This window comes from Pectobacterium carotovorum, assembly GCF_033898505.1.
In the GTDB taxonomy this organism is placed as follows: Bacteria; Pseudomonadota; Gammaproteobacteria; order Enterobacterales; family Enterobacteriaceae; genus Pectobacterium; species Pectobacterium carotovorum_J.
Map to the genome: position 1 here is coordinate 45,959 of NZ_JAXAFK010000003.1, position 18,247 is coordinate 64,205.

General features: G+C 53.7%; 11 protein-coding genes. 1 reads left to right on the forward strand and 10 read right to left on the reverse strand.

Annotation, left to right across the window (positions count from 1 at the left end):
- Nucleotides 1-8: 8 nt before the first annotated feature.
- The 7 genes from R9X49_RS14855 to rlmD all read right to left on the reverse strand — a co-directional run bounded on the left by R9X49_RS14855 (nt 9) and on the right by rlmD (nt 11,689).
- A complete protein-coding gene (locus R9X49_RS14855; RefSeq protein WP_319849138.1) occupies nt 9-1,085 on the reverse strand; it encodes an ABC transporter substrate-binding protein in 1,077 nt (358 codons plus the stop codon).
- A 5-nt stretch (nt 1,086-1,090) separates the two neighbouring features.
- Nucleotides 1,091-3,274, reverse strand: coding sequence for a TonB-dependent siderophore receptor (locus R9X49_RS14860; protein ID WP_319849139.1), 2,184 nt, complete (start codon nt 3,272-3,274; stop codon nt 1,091-1,093).
- 379 nt (nt 3,275-3,653) lie between these two features.
- Nucleotides 3,654-4,949, reverse strand: coding sequence for a phosphopyruvate hydratase (gene eno / locus R9X49_RS14865; RefSeq protein ID WP_015841532.1), 1,296 nt, complete (start codon nt 4,947-4,949; stop codon nt 3,654-3,656).
- Nucleotides 4,950-5,047: 98 nt separating this feature from the next.
- The gene (gene pyrG, locus R9X49_RS14870; protein WP_319849140.1) at nt 5,048-6,685 is read right to left on the reverse strand and encodes a glutamine hydrolyzing CTP synthase; all 1,638 of its coding nucleotides are present in this window, start codon (nt 6,683-6,685) and stop codon (nt 5,048-5,050) included.
- A gap of 226 nt (nt 6,686-6,911) precedes the next feature.
- Nucleotides 6,912-7,724, reverse strand: a complete 813-nt coding sequence (mazG, locus tag R9X49_RS14875) for a nucleoside triphosphate pyrophosphohydrolase (RefSeq protein ID WP_319849141.1) — start codon at nt 7,722-7,724, stop codon at nt 6,912-6,914.
- Between the two features lie 327 nt (nt 7,725-8,051).
- Nucleotides 8,052-10,286: a GTP diphosphokinase gene (relA, locus tag R9X49_RS14880; protein WP_319849142.1), complete on the reverse strand. Its 2,235-nt coding sequence runs from the start codon at nt 10,284-10,286 to the stop codon at nt 8,052-8,054.
- A 53-nt stretch (nt 10,287-10,339) separates the two neighbouring features.
- Complete coding sequence (gene rlmD / locus R9X49_RS14885) at nt 10,340-11,689, reverse strand: 23S rRNA (uracil(1939)-C(5))-methyltransferase RlmD (RefSeq protein WP_319849143.1); 1,350 nt, start codon at nt 11,687-11,689, stop codon at nt 10,340-10,342.
- Nucleotides 11,690-11,797: 108 nt separating this feature from the next.
- On the opposite strand from rlmD, the gene barA reads away from it, so the two are divergent.
- The gene (gene barA, locus R9X49_RS14890; protein WP_319849144.1) at nt 11,798-14,593 is read left to right on the forward strand and encodes a two-component sensor histidine kinase BarA; all 2,796 of its coding nucleotides are present in this window, start codon (nt 11,798-11,800) and stop codon (nt 14,591-14,593) included.
- Nucleotides 14,594-15,039: 446 nt separating this feature from the next.
- Here the strand turns inward: barA and R9X49_RS14895 are convergent, their stop codons facing one another.
- The 3 genes from R9X49_RS14895 to garL form a co-directional block, all read right to left on the reverse strand.
- Complete coding sequence (locus R9X49_RS14895) at nt 15,040-16,185, reverse strand: glycerate kinase (protein ID WP_319849145.1); 1,146 nt, start codon at nt 16,183-16,185, stop codon at nt 15,040-15,042.
- Nucleotides 16,186-16,487: 302 nt separating this feature from the next.
- A complete protein-coding gene (garR, locus tag R9X49_RS14900; protein ID WP_261581136.1) occupies nt 16,488-17,402 on the reverse strand; it encodes a 2-hydroxy-3-oxopropionate reductase in 915 nt (304 codons plus the stop codon).
- 59 nt (nt 17,403-17,461) lie between these two features.
- Nucleotides 17,462-18,232 (reverse strand): 2-dehydro-3-deoxyglucarate aldolase, encoded by a 771-nt coding sequence (gene garL / locus R9X49_RS14905; protein WP_039361268.1) that lies wholly within the window; start codon nt 18,230-18,232, stop codon nt 17,462-17,464.
- Nucleotides 18,233-18,247 lie beyond the last annotated feature (15 nt).

An 18,247-nucleotide genomic window follows, 5' to 3' on the forward strand; every position in this document is an offset into this window, starting at 1 on the left:
CACCTCGGTTAGGGAGGAGATAAAATAGAATCCACCTGCTGCGCGGTTAAATCGATACCGTAAAAACGCTGATAGAAGTCATGCGTCTCCTTTGCCATATCGATGTGCTGCATCTGCTGTGGATACAGCGTTTTTGCCAGCCAAAGAAATTGCAGCGCCTGCTCCGATGTTTCCCGACACCACCAGAACATGCCCAGCGGATTCGCATAAACGCGCCCCTGTTTTACCGCCCGTAGCTGCTGCCACTGCGCATCCTGACGGATAGCTTTTGCATCCTCAGCCTGCATCGTAATAATCACATCGGGATCGGCCTGATAGATTTGCTCAAGCGAAACCGAAGCGGTCGTTACACCAGCATGGCTAAACCACGGCTCCGCCACGTTGATAGCCCCACCCAGATCCATCCAGTCCTGATTCAGTGAAGGTCGTCCCGATGTGGTTAACGGATCGCCAACCGCATGGTAGACCTTGACGCGCTGCTCTGGGGGGATCTTCTCGATCACCTCCGTCACGCGCCGGACATTATCCTGATAGTAGGCAGCAAAATCCTGTGCCCGACGCGATGCATCCGGCCCCAGAACCTCACCGGTAATCAGCGTGCGTTCGACCATCGCCGCCAGCGAATTGTAGCGGAGCGGTACGATGGCAATACCGGCTTTATTCAGCGCTTCTGCTTCAGCAACCGGCACGCTGTCCGACACGAAAAAGACCTGAGCACGGCGCGAGATCAACGCTTCCGTATTAATCCCCATATTTCCGCTATGAGCAACCAGCGACGCTTGCGTAATAGACGGCACAAACTGGCGAAATAACGGCATATCGCGCACGAGCTTCGTCGTCCCGACAATGCGATCGCCATAGCCAAGCATCGCCAGTATCGAATTTTGCGCATTCCACGAGGTGGCAACCCGCTCAACCGTTACGGGTACCGTCACCGTGCGATCGCCGTAATAGTGAATCGTCCGCTGCGCGGGTTCAGGCGTTTCCGCCTGAACCTGATACACGCTGGAGAAACTCACCGCCAGCAGCACTAACGCATTGAGCAAATACTCGCGATAACGCGTGGTAAGGTTACGTTTCTGCATCACGCTCACCAGTCAACGGTCAAAGAAGCGCGGATTTCACGCGGGTCGCCGACAAACGCACTGGATCCTCGATTTTCCCCGTTCTGACGATAAGGGAAGAGCGAGCTCCAATAATGTTCATTGGTGACGTTATTGAGCGAAACGCGAAACGCTGCCGGCTTGTCGTACAGTTTGAAGCCGTAGCGTGTGCCCAGATCCAGCGTCATATAGCTATCTACCCACGCTGTGTTGGTATTATTGGCCACGCGTTTACCGGTGTAATGGAGGTTCGCGGTATAGACCATATTGGGGTAAGACGGATGGCTGTATTCCGTCAGCAGGTTAGCCTGAAACTTCGGCACCCCGACCACCCGTTTATTCGTCGTCGCCTCAATCCCTGTATCCGTCAACTTGGGATCCAATAACGTCATGCCGCCATAGACATGCAAACCGGAAAATACTTCACCATCCGCCATCAACTCTAGCCCGGTATTAACCTGTTTTCCCTGCTCTTTAAACACGTTATCAGCCGAATCAACATAGGCATATGGGCGTTCCAGACGGAATACCGCTGCGTTCAGATTCAAGCCATCCCACTGTGATTTCACCCCCGCTTCATATTGGGTGCTGCGGTAAGGCTTCAGCGTCTGCGCTTTGTTCACCGCGCTATTAGGAGCAGTATCTCCCTGCTCCAGAGAATCAGCATAGGCGACATACGTCATCACGTTAGGCAAGGGCTTGTACATCAGCGACACCGTCGGGCTGGTACCCGTCGCACGTTGCACGCTATCATTAGTGAAGCTACGTGAGGTCAACCAGCTTTGGCTCACCACGCCCATCGCCGACCAGCGATCGTTGAAGGTGATGGTATCACCGGCGGTGATAGCCTGCTGGCTGGTACGGCTGGATTTATAGTGACCAGAACCCGCATAATAACGCCCATCGCTGGGATCGTTGTAATGCCGTGGCGCATTGATGGGGCTGGTTCCCAGCGTATATTCGTCATCCTCTCCAGGAGAAGAAAACATCGTCCATTGATACCCAGTGGTACTGAATACTACATCGTGGGAAGGCCCGTCCGTATCGATATGACCGTTCAACTGCAGCGTATTACTCAGAACACGGAAACGCCCGGATGAATATTGTCGCGTCAGAGTGGTTTCCACATCCCCTGATGGCAAAATATTATGCGAAAGTGAACGCATACCGCGATCGGCGACTTGATAGCCCACCCCACCCGAAGCGTACCAGTTATTATTAAAGTAGTGTTTCAGACGGGTGCTGGCTGTTTTCGTTATCAGATCGAGGCCTGCAAAGCTCTGTCCGTATCCCTGTTTCGTAATATCCGGCGCTTTGGGTAGTTGCATCGTCGGCCCATAGGCAAAATCACCGGCATAGCCCATTTTCCTGAAGCGATATTCGCTGGCGTTAATTTCCAGGACCGTATCAGGCGAGATATTCCAGTCAAACGCGACGCTGGCTAATTGCCGTCTTAGCGTGCTGTTGCTGATATTCCCTTCGCCTTCATCGTGCAGCAGGTTGATGCGATAGCCGAACTGGTTTTCGTCCCCCACATGTCCGCCCAGATCGGCATGCCCCATCGCGGCACCTTTACCGAAATAGCCTACGGTAAAACGATTCAGCGTTTGAGCCGTAGGCCTTTTTTGTGTGAAGTTGAATTGACCTGCGGGGCTGGCAGGCCCATACAGTGCGCCAGTCAGGCTGTTAATCACATCCAGCCGCTCCAGCATTTCCACCGGGAATGCCGTGGTAGAAATAATGTTCAACCCATCCAACCGGCTGTTTGCCAATACATTCCCCTGCATACCGCGACTCTGTGGGCGACCTACGTCAATGCCGCCCCGTGCCTGCATCTGGCTGGACGAGTTGTACTTCAGGAGGTCGTTAACGTTCTTCGCCTGCTGATTGGCAATCATGGCTTCCGTCACGGTCGTGGTCGAGTACGGCGTGTCCAGTCGTGAACGTTTCCCCAGCGGCCCGATCTCCACATCATCGGTCGTCATGCCAGCGCCAGCCAGATTCGCATTCGCCTCACTGCGCTCTGCCTTAACGACCATAACGTCAGCCGCTTTTGCCTTTTCGCTGTCTTTACTCGTTATCGGTTCGGCGCTCAATACAGGTGGAACAACCACCATTAATGCTGGCAATAACCACTGTGCTTTTTTTCTATTATTTTTTCGGGCTTTCATCCGCTATATCCCTGTTGGTCAATATCATGTCAATTATCGGTATGTAATTTTTTATATATCGCCGCATACTATACAGACATGACAAAAAGAAAATAAGGAGAGCGATAGAGGGATTTATTTTATAAAGCGTTGAATTTTAAAAATTAAAATATAAAAACGAGGCGTATAACTGATACCCCAAAGTGGGCAGCGGATATCCAAGAAAAGGAAGGGACAGAGCGTCTTTCAACGTTGCACAGCAACGGCCCGCAGGGTGACGGACTAGGATGTCCGTCATAAAAAAATCCAGAAACGTTTTCACGCTTCTGGATTTTTAGAGTTAACCACGTTGGCGTATATCAGGCCGTTTTCTCAAAGGCTTGATACACCAGAGACGTAATTACTGGCCTTTAACTTCTTTCAGACCGTTGAACGGTGCAGAATCACCCAGCGCTTCTTCGATACGAATCAGCTGGTTGTATTTAGCAACGCGGTCAGAACGGCTCATAGAACCGGTTTTGATCTGGCCAGCCGCTGTACCTACTGCCAGGTCAGCGATGGTTGCATCTTCAGTCTCGCCTGAACGGTGAGAGATAACAGCCGTGTAGCCTGCATCTTTCGCCATTTTAATTGCAGCCAGCGTTTCGGTCAGAGAACCGATCTGGTTGAATTTGATCAGGATAGAGTTAGCGATGCCTTTCTCGATACCTTCTTTCAGGATCTTGGTGTTGGTTACGAACAGATCGTCACCAACCAGCTGGATTTTGTCGCCCAGAACTTTAGTCTGGTAAGCGAAGCCAGCCCAATCAGATTCGTCCAGACCGTCTTCGATAGACACGATCGGGTACTGTTTGGTCAGATCTTCCAGGAAGTGGGTGAATTCTTCAGAGGTGAACGCTTTGTTGCCTTCGCCAGCCAGAACGTATTTACCGTCTTTGTAGAATTCAGACGCTGCACAGTCCATCGCCAGCGTGATGTCTTTGCCCAGCTCGTAGCCTGCTGCTTTTACCGCTTCTGCGATAACGGCCAGCGCTTCAGCGTTGGAACCCAGGTTAGGCGCGTAGCCGCCTTCGTCACCAACAGCCGTACCCATACCTTTGGATTTCAGAACTTTAGCCAGGGTGTGGAACACTTCAGAACCCATACGGATGGCTTCTTTCAGAGTTTTCGCGCCAACAGGCTGAATCATGAACTCTTGGATATCAACGTTGTTATCTGCGTGCTCGCCGCCGTTGATGATGTTCATCATTGGCAATGGCATAGAGTATTTGCCTGGAGTGCCGTTCAGTTCAGCGATGTGAGCATACAGCGGCAGGCCTTTTGACGCAGCAGCAGCTTTAGCAGCAGCCAGAGAAACAGCCAGAATGGCGTTTGCACCGAATTTGGATTTGTTGTCAGTACCATCCAGGTCGATCATGATCTTGTCGATGTTCGCCTGATCTTTCGCGTCTTTACCCACAACAGCCTGAGCAATCGGGCCGTTAACAGCGGCAACGGCTTTCGTTACGCCTTTGCCCAGAAAACGGGATTTGTCACCGTCACGCAGTTCCAGCGCTTCGCGAGAGCCAGTAGAAGCTCCTGATGGCGCAGCAGCCAGACCTACAAAACCACCTTCCAGATGAACTTCAGCTTCAACAGTTGGGTTTCCGCGTGAGTCGATGATTTCACGGCCGATGACTTTAACAATTTTGGACATTAGATTTTCCTCAGTACAAGTTAAACTAAAACTTTAGACAGAACTAAAACCCTAGACGAACAACGCGCGATAGCGATCGCGCGTTGCTGATATAACTCTTACTTCACCTGACGCTTCTGGTACGCGCCAGCGGCTTTCACAAAGCCGGCAAACAGGGGATGTCCATCTCGCGGCGTTGATGTGAATTCCGGGTGGAATTGACAAGCAACGAACCAGGGATGATCGGGTAACTCAACAATCTCCACCAGTTTGCGGTCGGCGGAAAGACCAGCAACCCGTAATCCCGCCGCTTCAATCTGTTTCAACAGCATGTTGTTAACTTCATAACGATGACGGTGACGTTCGATAATCGTCTGCTCACCGTACATTTGACGCACCAGACTGCCTTCGGTCAGATGGCATTGCTGCCCGCCAACGCGCATGGTGCCGCCCAGATCGCTGGCTTCATCACGGACTTCAACATTACCGTTCTCATCACGCCATTCCGTGATCAACGCAACCACCGGGTACTTACAGTCTGGCATAAACTCCGTTGAGTTTGCGCCTTCCATTCCGGCAACGTTACGGGCAAATTCCATTAATGCGACCTGCATCCCCAGGCAAATGCCCAGATAAGGGATATTGTTCTCACGGGCGTAACGCGCCGCCATGATTTTCCCTTCGACGCCACGATAGCCAAAACCGCCTGGAATCAGAATAGCGTCCAAATCTTTCAATACTTCGACACCACGGGTTTCGACATCCTGTGAGTCGATCAGCTTGATATTTACCGTCAGACGGTTCTTCAAGCCGCCGTGTTTCAGCGCTTCAATCACGGATTTGTAAGCATCCGGCAGCGCAACATATTTGCCGACCATACCGATGGTGACTTCACCGCCCGGATTCGCTTCTTCATACACAACCTGTTCCCATTCTGACAGGTTTGCTTCAGGGCAGTTCAAGCTGAATCGTTTACAAATATAATCGTCCAGCCCCTGTGATTTCAATAGCGACGGGATTTTATAAATCGAATCAATGTCTTTAAGGGATATTACTGCTTTTTCCGGCACATTACAGAATAAAGCAATTTTTGCACGCTCGTTGGCGGGCACGGTGCGGTCGGAACGGCAAATCAGCACGTCAGGCTGGATACCGATGGAAAGCAGTTCTTTAACAGAGTGCTGCGTCGGCTTGGTTTTCACTTCGCCCGCCGCCGCCAGATACGGCACCAGCGTCAGGTGCATAAACAGTGTGTGCTCGCGGCCTACTTGCACCGCCATCTGCCGAATCGCTTCAAGGAACGGCAATGATTCGATATCACCGACGGTACCACCGATTTCAACCAGAACAACATCGTGACCTTCGCCGCCTTCAATGATGCGCTCTTTAATCGCGTTGGTGATATGTGGAATCACCTGAATGGTCGCGCCCAGATAGTCGCCACGGCGCTCTTTGCGCAGGACATCAGAGTAGATACGGCCAGTGGTGAAGTTGTTGCGGCGCGACATTTTAGTGCGGATGAAACGCTCGTAGTGACCCAAGTCCAGATCGGTTTCGGCGCCGTCTTCGGTGACGAATACTTCACCGTGCTGCGTCGGGCTCATCGTGCCCGGATCCACGTTGATGTACGGGTCCAGTTTCATGATGGTAACGTTGAGGCCACGGGCTTCAAGAATAGCCGCCAGAGAGGCTGCGGCAATGCCTTTACCCAGAGAGGAAACGACCCCGCCGGTCACAAAAATATAATTAGTTGTCATGCTGAACCTGAGAGTTTAGGTTTAAAGACGATGGAAGTACCAAGACGGGAAAGTAGTATACCTGAACCTGATGAGCGCCACAAATGTTCGTTTTACACAATGTGACGATTCCAACACACGTGCAGACGAGGTGAAACCACCCTCACCTCGACCTACAATCACTTTAAAAAACAATAAAATAAAAACATTAAAATCAATAAAAAATGGTTTTATCGATAAATAGGGATTAATGGCTGATTTCCTGTTTTTTCACCTGCTGCCATGCGGCTTCCATTTCGTCGAGCGTTGCCTGTTCCAGCGTTTTTCCCGATGCCGTAACGATTTGTTCTACCTCACGAAAACGTCGAGTGAACTTACGATTTGCTGCCTGCAACGCCGTCTCGGCCTTGTGTCCCAGATGGCGAGAGAGATTGACTGTAGCGAACAATAAATCACCAATCTCTTCACCTAATTTTTCTTCATCGACAACGGCTTGCCGCGCCTCAAACATCACCTCATCGATTTCTTCATACACTTTGTCGAGCACCGGCCCCAGGCTGTCCCAATCGAAGCCAACAGACGCACAACGCTGCTGAATTTTTTGCGCTTTCATCAACGCAGGCAGTGCATCAGGAATATCATCCAACTGCGAATGGCGATCTTTCTCCGCCCGTTCCTGCGCTTTTGTCTGCTCCCAGTTTGCCAGCACGGCATCACTGTCCGTCAGCCTCAGCTCCCCGAAGATATGCGGGTGGCGGCGTTCCAGCTTATCGCTGATGGCGTTACACACGTCGGAGAAATCGAACAAGCCCTTTTCTTGCGCCATCTGTGCGTAAAACACCACCTGAAACAGCAAATCTCCTAACTCACCGCGCAAATCATCAAAATCCTGACGGCTGATGGCATCCAGCACTTCGTACGTTTCTTCCAGCGTATAGGGCGCGATAGTGTCAAAGGTCTGTTTCTTGTCCCACGGACAACCATTTTCGGGATCGCGTAGGGTTTTCATGATGGCGAGCAGACGCTCGACGGGGGATACGTTCGTCAAAGGTACAGTCATAATATTCCTGGAAATCAAACAATTATTGTTCTACAGAGATGACAGACAAGATAGAGGCGTTTCGTGCGCGATACATTCCAACGATCACTTCCGCAACTGCGTCGCGCCCGACACGGGGCGTCCAATCGACGCCGCCCCGTGCCCCCTGTCTTTTTCGCGGGAATTACGCCGCTTCGCGGTGCCTTCGGAAAAACAGTCTTCTGGCGGACCGTCGCTGACGCGTTCCCTACGCGGCAGCGACTTTCGTGGCATCCATGCCACTCATCCTGGATGACTGTTTTTCCTCAGCGTAATTTTTACGCTTGAGGCAAAACACAGCATCAATACTTACGCCCCTTGTTGGCGCCGCGCGTCGATCACATCCGGCAGTTGGTTGAGCTTCGCCAGAATGCGGCTCAGCACTTGCAGGTTGTAGATCTCGATATCCATATCAATCGTTGCCAGTTGCTGTTTGGTGTCGCTCCGGCTGGCGACGCCCAGTACATTGACCTTCTCATTCGCCAGAATCGTGGTGATATCCCGCAGCAGGCCGCTGCGATCGTTGGCAATCACCCTCACCACCAGCGAATATCCGCTGGAGTAGCTTTCGCCCCATACCGCATCCACAATCCGCTCCGGCGAACTGGCGCGCAGTTCGTCCAACTGTTCACAGTCCGCGCGGTGAATCGAAATTCCCCGACCGCGCGTGATGAACCCAGTAATCTCATCGCCTGGAATCGGCTGGCAGCAGCGCGCGATATGGTGCATCAGGTTACCGACACCTTCCACTACCACACGACCGTTATCTTTATGGGTACGCGCTGGCGGCTGCTGCGATTTCTGCGTCAGTTGGCGCAGCGCTTCACGATCCAGTTCTTCCGCAGTAGGCTGTTTTAACTGCGATTGCAGGAAATTCACCATCTGGTTCAGACGAACATCGCCGCCGCCGATAGCCGCCAATAATTCATCCAGCGAATTCACGTTGTAGCGCGGCAGCAGCAATTTCTCCGCCGCTTTCAGGCTGATCCCCAAATGCGCCAGTTCGTCATCCAGAATCTGCCGCCCCGCCAGAATATTCTTGTCGCGATCCTGCTTGCGGAACCAGTTCTGGATCTTGGAACGTCCACGGCTGGTGGTGATATATCCCAGATTCGGGTTCAGCCAGTCGCGGCTCGGGTTCGGCTGCTTCTGGGTGATGATTTCAATCTGATCGCCCATTTGCAGTTGGTAGGTAAACGGCACAATGCGTCCGCTGATTTTTGCCCCGATGCAGCGGTGCCCGATATCACTGTGGATGTGGTAAGCGAAATCCAGCGGCGTGGAGCCGGCAGGGAGATCCACCACATCGCCTTTCGGCGTAAAGACATAGACGCGATCGTCAAACACCTGACTGCGAACTTCGTCCAGCACGTCGTTCGAATCGGCCATCTCTTCCTGCCAGGCAAGCAGTTTACGCAGCCAGGCAATGCGGCCTTCGTAGCCGGAACGCCCGCCCACGGCGGAGCCTTCTTTGTATTTCCAGTGTGCCGCCACGCCCAGCTCGGCATCTTCATGCATCTGGCGCGTGCGAATCTGGATTTCAAGCGTCTTGCCGCCCGGCCCTAGCACCACGGTGTGAATGGACTGATAACCGTTCGGTTTCGGGTTGGCAACGTAATCGTCAAACTCGTCCGGCAAGTGGCGATAGTGGGTATGCACGATACCCAGCGCCCCATAGCAGTCCTGCAAACGTTCGACAACAATACGCACCGCACGCACATCGAATAGCTCATCGAACGACAGCGATTTTTTCTGCATTTTGCGCCAGATGCTGTAGATATGCTTGGGACGGCCGTAGATCTCCGCCTGCACGCCCTCTTCTTTCATCGCATCGCGCAGCGTTTTGACAAAATCGTCAATGTACTGCGCGCGATCGATACGACGCTCGTGCAGCAGCTTGGCGATTTTTTTATATTCATCAGGATGCAGGTAGCGGAAGCAGAAATCCTCCAGCTCCCACTTCAACTGGCCGATGCCTAGGCGGTTCGCCAACGGCGCGTAGATATTGGTACACTCTTTGGCTGCCAGCACCCGTTCTTCTTCCGGGGCATCCTTCACTTCGCGCAGATGCGCGATCCGCTCGGCGAGCTTGATCACGACGCAGCGGAAATCCTCCACCATTGCCAGCAGCATACGGCGGATGTTATCGACCTGCTCAGACGCGCCAGAGTCATTCTGCGTCGCTTTGAGCTGGCGAATTGCATCCATATCGCGCACGCCATGCACCAAATCAACGATGTTTTTACCAAACGCGGATTCCAGCGTCGCCTCATCGACCACGCCTGCATCCGCCAGTGGAAAGAGCAGCGCCGCGCGCATGCTGTCATTGTCCATACTGAGCGTGGACAGGATTTCCACCATTTCAATGCCGCGCCACAGCAGTAGCGATGCATCGGAGTGATCTTGCGTTTGCTGCTCACAGTAACGCCAGGTTTCGGCTAAACGTTCACATGATTGCTGACTGGAAATACCCAGCGAAGCAATCCACGCGTCAGGGACAAATTCACCTGCCGTATTCAAATGCGCACTTCTTACCGCAACCATAATTTCTCCCTACGTTACCCTTCACCTTGCAAACGACGCCGCTTTGCAGCCTATTACGCCTTTCGCGTGCCGGTATCGTGCAAAAACAGTGCCATCGATTCAAGGTGCCCGGTATGTGGAAACATATCCAGCATCGCGACATTCACCAGCCTAAAACCTGCCGCCAGTAATACTTTGCTGTCGCGTGCTAGCGTCGTGGCATTACAGGAAACATAGACCACCCGTTCAGGTGCCAGTCGGGTTATCTGCTCCATCACGCCTGCCGCGCCCGCACGTGCCGGATCAAGTAGTATCTTATCAAAACCCTGAGCCGCCCACGGCTGCTGTGTGACGTCATCTTCAAGATTTTGGTGAAAAAATGTGACATTGGACAGCGCATTGCGTCGGGCATTCTCGCGCCCTTTCTCTACCAGCGCGGTCACCCCTTCAACGCCAACGACGCTGGCGGCGCGCTGTGCCAGCGGCAGCGTGAAGTTACCCATGCCGCAAAACAGATCTAATATTCTATCCTGCGGTTGCACATCCAGCCACGCCAGCGCCTGCGCAACCATCTGCTGGTTAACCGCGTCGTTGACCTGAATAAAATCGCGCGGGCTAAAGGCCAGCGTCAGTCCGGCGACGTGATAAACCGGCTCTTCGCCGGGCAGACACGTCAGCGAATCGGCATCCGGTGCCAGGTAAACCGAGACACCCTGCTGCTGGGCAAAATCTCGCAGCGCCTGTTCATCCGATGAATGCAGAGGATCAAGGTGCCTCAGCACCAGCAGCGGGCCGTTTTCCGCCTGCACCAGTTCCACATGCCCAAGGCGCTTCACCGCCTTTAATCGGCTCAGGCAGTCGCGCAGCGGTTGCAGCAGTGCTTCAAGCTCGGGGCGCAGCACCGGACAGGCTTTGATATCCACCAGATCGTGAGAATTTGACTGCCGATAGCCCATCAACAGACGCTGCTCTTTTGCCTGAAAGTATAACGCAAGCCGCGCGCGCCTCCGATAGGCATAAGGTGTGCCGGCGATCAGCGAGGCTTCCGGCAGCTCAACGCCCGTTTCCCGCGTCATCAGGCGCATTAATGCGGCCGTTTTGCTGCTCTGTTGCAGCGTGATGTCCGCGTGCTGCTGCTGGCAGCCGCCGCAGCGGGTAAAATGCGGGCACAGCGGCTCAACGCGCTGTGGGCTGTGCGTCAGAAGGCGTTTAAGTTTTGCATGCGAAAACTGACGTTTCTCTTCCGTCAGTTGGACCTCAGCCTGCTCTCCCGGCAGTACACCCGTGACAAACACCGTCTTGCCTTCGTGACGCGCAACCCCCTGTCCAAACGGGTCAAGTGACGTGACCGTAACAGTGAGGTTCTTAGCAGGAATCGCTTTCCGGGTCGTCACACGCCGGTTTGGAGAGTAGAATTGCGCCATAATGTACTATTGATTTTTCTCTTGAGTTGAACGGCAGTGGCAGTACCCGGTAACTAAATTAAATAATAGGGTGCCTAGCATCCGCTAATTCTCCCACATTGGAACCCCATGACCAAATACAGTCTTCGTGCACGGATGTTGATACTGATTTTGGCACCGACGCTGATGATCGGGCTGCTGCTCAGTTCGTTCTTCGTCATTCATCGTTACAATCAGTTGCAGTCGCAGTTGGCCGATTCGGGCACCAGCATCATTGAACCGCTGGCAACCATCAGCGCTTACGCGATTACCCATCGTCAGATGGACACAATTCCCGCGTTAATCAATACGCTTCACCGTCGGCACTCCGCGATTATTCGTACCATTAGCGTGTTCGATGCGCGCAATCAGCTTCTGGCTACCACCAACGTACGCAACAACGTGGCATTACAGCCGATCAGCAGCGACGCGCCTTCCTACAACAAATTGCACTTGCACCACACGAATGACGCGCTGATTCTGCACATGCCGATCGTCAATGACAGTGAATTTATGCCGGTCGGCACGGCGCCCGTGTTGCCCGGTACCGCCACACCTCTCGGCTATCTGGTGATCGAACTGGACACCAGCGCTATTCGGCTTCAGCAGTATCAGGAAATCTTCATCGCCGCGCTCTTGCTGTTGTTATCTTTGGGTGCCGCCGTTCTCTTTGCCTATCGTCTGATGCGGGATGTCACCACCCCGATTCGTAATATGGTTGAGACCGTCGATCGCATCCGCCGCGGGCAGTTGGATAGCCGGGTAGAAGGGTACATGCTGGGCGAGTTGGACATGCTGAAAAACGGCATTAACTCAATGGCCATGTCGCTGACCGCCTACCACGAGGAAATGCAGCAAAATATCGATCAGGCGACCTACGATCTGCGAGAAACGCTGGAGCAGATGGAGATCCAGAACGTCGAACTGGATCTGGCCAAAAAGCGGGCTCAGGAAGCGGCGCGCATCAAATCGGAGTTTCTGGCCAATATGTCACACGAACTGAGAACGCCGCTGAATGGCGTGATCGGCTTCACTCGCCAGACGTTGAAGACCCCGCTGAACACCACACAGACTGACTATCTGCTTACCATCGAACGTTCCGCCAATAACCTGCTGAATATCATTAACGATGTGCTGGATTTCTCGAAGCTGGAGGCCGGTAAGCTGGTGCTGGAGGATATTCCGTTCTCGCTGCACAACACGTTGGACGATGTCGTGATGCTGCTGGCGCACACGGCACATGAAAAAGGATTAGAGCTGACGCTCAGCATTCAGAATGACGTACCCGAACAGTTTGTCGGCGATCCGCTGCGAATACAGCAAATCATCACCAACCTGCTGGGCAACGCGATTAAATTTACCGAGCAGGGCAACATTGATATTCGGGTAGAGAAGCGTCGTCAGGAACACCATCAGGTCCAGCTAGAGGTGCAAATACGCGATACCGGCATCGGTATTGCCGAATTGCAGCAATCGCAGCTGTTCCAGGCGTTCCGCCAGGCTGACACCAGTATTTCACGCCGTCATGGCGGCACGGGACTCGGGCTGGTCATCACCCAACGTCTGGTCAAAGAGATGGGCGGCGATATCAGTTTCCAGAGCCAGCTCAACAAGGGCTCGACCTTCTGGTTCCACATCACGCTGCCGCTCAACCCGCACGCCATACCGACAGAACCGGCTTATACGATGCTGCAAGGCAAACATCTGGCCTACGTCGAGTATCATCCCATCGCCGCGCAGGCCACGCTGGATATCCTGAACCAGACGCCGCTCATCGTGAGCTACAGCCCAACGTTTGAGCAACTGCCGGAAGGGGAATTCGATATCCTGCTGCTCGGCATTCCCGTGCAATATCGCAACACACTGCTCGACTACACGCCCAGACTGCGTGATATCTGCCGCCGGGCACCCTGTGTGATTCTGGCGCTGCCCAGCCTGGCGCAAATGGATGCCGAACAGCTGAAAACCTTCGGTGTACATGCATGCCTGAGCAAACCGCTCGCAGCATCGCGCCTGCTGCCGCTGTTACAGGACAGCACGCTGTTCCAGCTCTCTTTCCTGCCGGACGACACGGCATCTCACCCGAGTGCCACACGCCATCCGGCCCGTCTGCCGCTAAGCGTGATGGCGGTGGATGACAACCCGGCGAATCTGAAACTGATCGGCACGCTGCTGGAAGAGCAGGTCGAGACGATTATTCTGTGTGAAAGTGGGCAGGATGCGATTGCACAGGCGAAATTGCATCAGTTCGACATTATCCTCATGGACATTCAGATGCCAGGTATGGACGGCATTTGCGCCAGCGAACTGATCCGCCAGATCCCCCACCATGCCACCACGCCCATCATCGCGGTGACGGCGCAGACCATGACGGGTGAACGTGAGCATCTGCTGCGTTCAGGCATGGATGACTATCTGGCTAAACCGATAGATGAACAGATGCTGAAAAGCGTGCTGACGCGTCATGCGCGGAAGGATCCGCTAAAGCGCGATCGCGGTGATATGACGAGTTTATTAAGCGAGCACGATGATAGCCAACTGTCTCTCGACTGGGCGCTGGCGCAGCAACAGGCGGCCAACAAGCCGGAGTTAGCGCGTGACCTGCTGCAAATGCTGTTGGATTTCTTACCGGAGGTTCAGCAGAAGATAGAAAACGTGCTGAAGGGCCAGACGGATGACAACATTATCGAACTGGTGCATAAACTGCACGGCAGTTGCAGCTACAGCGGCGTGCCGCGTCTGAAACGCATCTGCCGCTATCTGGAGCAGCAGTTGCGTAAAGGCGTTCATGCCAGCGACTTGGAACCCGAATGGCTGGAGCTACTGGACGAAATCGACAACGTCAACAAAGCCGCCCAGCCGCATATCAACCCTATGCATTCGTAATCAATATCTATACATATTATGCGTCTATAGAGATAGTTTCGTGCGCTTACAATATGGCTATTCCATGCTTCTCCGCAGCACGCGCCCGACACGGGACGGCTCAAACGCCGCTCGCCCCGTGACCCCAGGCTTTTTGGCGGAAATTATGCCGCTAACGCGGGGCCTTCGTCGGTATCTGGCTTTACGGACCGCTTGCGACACGTTCCCTACGTGGCGCAAGCTTTCGCCGCGTCCTGCGGCTCATCCTAAGCCAGCTACCTCCTCAGCATAATTTTTTACGCCAGATAACGGCAAAACCCACAATGTCGCTGCATTCGTATAAGAAACAGCAGCCTGACAGAGGGAGAACCTAACGCTGAGTGTTTAAGGGACGAGCGCACGAAACCGTCTCTCAGTCTGCATAGAAATGTGTATAAATACCAAACACCATCCCATCACGATGACGATTAACGCGATATCGACTGCGCCAGCCGGATTGTAGCAGCGATATTACGTGCCGCCATTCGCACATTCTCTGCCGCATTATCCAGCGCTTCTTCTAGTGAGCAGATGTTGTAAAGCACGCTAAATACCGCATCCAGGCCATGTTCATGTACCACGCCGACATCTGCCGTCAGGCTGCCTGCAATACCAATTACCGGTTTATTATACTGTTTGGCGACCCGCGCCACGCCAATCGGCACTTTACCGTGGATCGTCTGACTGTCGATGCGACCTTCCCCGGTAATCACCAGCGTGGCATCTCGTACCAGTTCATCCAGCCCCAGCGCTTCCGTGACAATCTCAATACCCTGACGCAGTTCAGCACCGCAAAAAGCCTGTAGCGCCGCCCCCATGCCGCCCGCTGCACCCGCACCGGGGACGTGTTCCACATCCATATCCAGATCGTGGCGAATCACCGCTGCATAATGCTTCAGCGCATTATCCAGCTGTTCAATCATCTCCGGCGTCGCGCCTTTCTGAGGGCCAAAAATCGCCGATGCGCCCTGTTTCCCCGTCAGAGGGTTGGTCACATCGCAGGCCACTTCAAAACGACAGCCTTTAATACGTTCATCCAGCTCGCTGATATCAATGCGAGCGAGTTTATCGAGCTCGCCACCGCCAAAACCGATCTGCTCGCCCTGCTTATCCAACAGCTTCGCGCCCAGCGCCTGCACCATACCCGATCCGCCGTCATTGGTTGCGCTCCCGCCAATCCCGATGATGCAGTGTCGGATACCGTGATCTAACGCGCAGCGAATCAGTTCGCCCGTGCCATAGCTGGTTGTCTTTAACGGATTACGCTGCTGCGAAGGCACCCGTTCCAGACCGCTTGCCGCCGCCATCTCAATAAAAGCCGTTTTTTCATCGCCAGACAGGCCAAAGAACGCGTCGATGCTGTCGCCTAACGGTCCTGTGACCTTAACATTCACAATCTTGCCATCGGTCGCAGCGACCATCGCTTCAACTGTGCCTTCCCCACCATCTGCAACAGGTAATTTGACATAGCAGGCATCGGGAAATATTTCACGAAATCCCTTTTCAATCTGCGTAGCAACATCTTGTGCAGACAGGCTTTCTTTATAAGAATCCGGTGCGATCACTATTTTCATAAACGATCCGATTTCATCAACGTTCCGATTGCATCAATAATCCGCGCGCTCATGAAACGGCGCTTATACTCGTCATACTTCAAGTTGCATGTGCGTTGGCCGCGTTCACTCACCCGAATCACTTACCTGTGTAAGCTCATCGGGATTCCTTCTCTTGCCGCCTTCCTGAAACTCGAATTATTTAGGGTATATACCTGCCAACGTTCAGGGCAGAAGATCCTGAAACCCAGGAGGTAGATCAGAGTGATTATCTGCCAGTCGGCTGGCATCCTGTGCCAGCCTCGTGACTATCGCTTCACGGCTTATCGCGTAACTTCAACTTTGGCCAGCTTCTCGTAGTAACACGCCAGCGCACTGTGGTCAGCCGATCCCAGATCGTCCGCTTTCAGCGCCTGCATCATTTCCATCACCGCCGCCGTTAACGGCAACTGGGCACCAACGCCGTGTGAAGTATCCAGCGCATTCGCCAAATCTTTGATATGCAGATCGATGCGGAAACCCGGCTTAAAGTTACGATCCATCACCATCGGCGCTTTCGCATCCAGCACGGTGCTGCCCGCCAACCCGCCACGGATTGCCTGATAAACCAGATCTGGGTTAACCCCAGCTTTCGTTGCCAGCACCAGCGCTTCAGACATGGCGGCAATGTTCAGCGCCACAATCACCTGGTTCGCCAGTTTGGTCACGTTGCCCGCGCCGATATCACCGGTATGTACAACGGAACCCGCCATGGATTTCAGAACCTCAAAGCAGCGGTCAAATTGCGCTTTATCGCCGCCCACCATCACGGACAGCGTGCCGTCGATCGCTTTAGGCTCACCGCCGCTGACGGGCGCATCCAGCATGGCGATCTCTTTCGCCGCCAGCGCGGTAGCAATTTCACGGCTAGCCAGCGGCGCGATTGAACTCATATCCACCACAATGCTTCCGGCACGCGCGCCGTCGATGACGCCGTTTTCACCCAGCACCACCTCTTTAACGTGCGGAGAGTTAGGCAGCATGGTGATGATAACGTCGCACTGCTCCGCAACTTGTTTCGGCGTACCCGCCGCCGTAGCGCCTGCCGCAACGACTTCCGCGACCGCGTCCAGATTTCTGTCCATCACGACTAATGAGTAACCTGCTTTCAGCAGATTTTTACTCATCGGTTTTCCCATGATGCCCAGTCCAATAAAACCAATTTTCATCGCCCTAACCTCATTGTCTGATGTAGATATCACTTCAATTCACGATGAACCCGCCTCATGGCGGATCCGATTCGCACGGAATGACTGAATTACTTCTTGTACTTGTCACTTAGCGCCTGTGTTGCGCTGCGGAACACGCCCAGATCGCTACCGACCGCGACAAAACTTGCGCCCCATTCCAGATAGCGGCGTGCATCGGCTTCAACCGGTGCCAGAATGCCGCAGGGTTTGTTATGCGCGGCCGCACGATCGAAGATATGGCGGATCGCTTTCTGCACGTCAGGATGGTTAGGCTGACCGAGATAGCCCAGCGCCGCAGACAGGTCGCTCGGGCCGACAAACACGCCGTCTACGCCGTCTACCGCGATAATCGCATCCAGATTGTCGAGGCCGTCCTGACTTTCGATTTGCACCACAACGGTAATGCTGTCGTTAATCTTGGCGAAATAGTCCGGCTCGGTGCCGTAGCAGTTGCTACGGTGCGCCACGGAAACGCCGCGGATACCCGCAGGCGGATAACGCGTTGACGCAACCGCACGCGCAGCTTCTTCCGCCGTTTCCACGAAGGGAATCAGGAAGTTATTGAATCCAATATCCAACAGCCGCTTGATGATAATTGGCTCATTGCACGGCGGACGAACGACAGGCGCGCTGTGGCTGCCTTTCAGCGCCATCAACTGAGGAATAAACGTCACGATATCGTTAGGCGCATGTTCGCCATCCAGCACCAGCCAGTCGAATCCCGCCAGTCCCAGCACTTCAGTGGAAATCGGGTTGCCCAACGCACACCAGCAGCCAATCAACGTTTTGCCCTGCTGCAAATCTTGGCGAAAACGGTTAGGTAACAGCGGAGTCTTCATTTTTTATCCTCGGTC